Origin of the sequence: Bacillus sp. IT-79MI2 (assembly GCF_949768135.1) — a bacterium.
GTDB lineage: Bacteria > Bacillota > Bacilli > Bacillales > Bacillaceae_G > Bacillus_A > Bacillus_A pseudomycoides.
The window spans coordinates 1-769 of sequence record NZ_CATKPV010000133.1 but is presented as its reverse complement, the minus strand read 5'-3'; the positions used below and the strand labels follow the sequence as shown (position 1 = coordinate 769).

Below are 769 nucleotides of genomic sequence, written 5' to 3'. Positions count from 1 at the left end.
TGAAGTGACCCCATAAAGTTAGACAGATTATTTCATTAGGCAACCTTTTGGGCATGGGTCCGGTATTGTACCGGGCTCATGCCTTTTAGTTTTGCCTTAATTCTTTTATGATTATAGTACTCTATATATTTTGCTAGTTCTTGCTTAAAATGTTCTATACTCTTAAATTCTTTTCGATACAGAAATTCTGACTTCATGATGCCAAAGAAGTTTTCAATCACTGCGTTATCGTAACAGTTTCCTTTACGAGACATGCTTTGTGTAATGCCACGTTTAGTAAGAGAATGACGGTATTGCTTCATTTGATAGTGCCATCCTTGATCGGAATGAATCAGAAGTGTATCTTTGTCTATTAAACGTTCAAAAGATTGGTCTAACATTGTTGAAACAAGGGAGTAGGTTGGTCTTGAAGCAATTGTGTATGTGATAATTTCACCATTAAATAAATCCAACATCGGTGATAGATATAACTTCTCTCCAAACAATTTAAACTCCGTAATGTCCGTAACCCATTTTTCATTTGGTTTTTCCGCTTGGAAATTGCGATTTAAAATATTCGGTGCAATATTTCCAACTTTCCCTTTATAAGAACGATATTTTTTCATACGAACGAGACACTTCAAGCCTAATTCTTTCATAATTCGATACACTTTTTTATGATTTACTTTGTGTCCGCGGTTCGTCAGTTCATCACGAATACGACGATAACCATAAAGCCCCTCATGTTCGTCATAAATGGTTCGAATCAATCCTTTTAGTTCTACATCTG

At 35.4% G+C, this 769-nt stretch carries 1 protein-coding gene; it reads right to left on the bottom strand.

Annotated elements, in window-relative coordinates:
* Positions 1-35 precede the first annotated feature (35 nt).
* Positions 36-769: IS3 family transposase (locus ACM6HU_RS27370; protein ID WP_242227557.1), on the bottom strand; the 734-nt coding region annotated here is incomplete at its 5' end.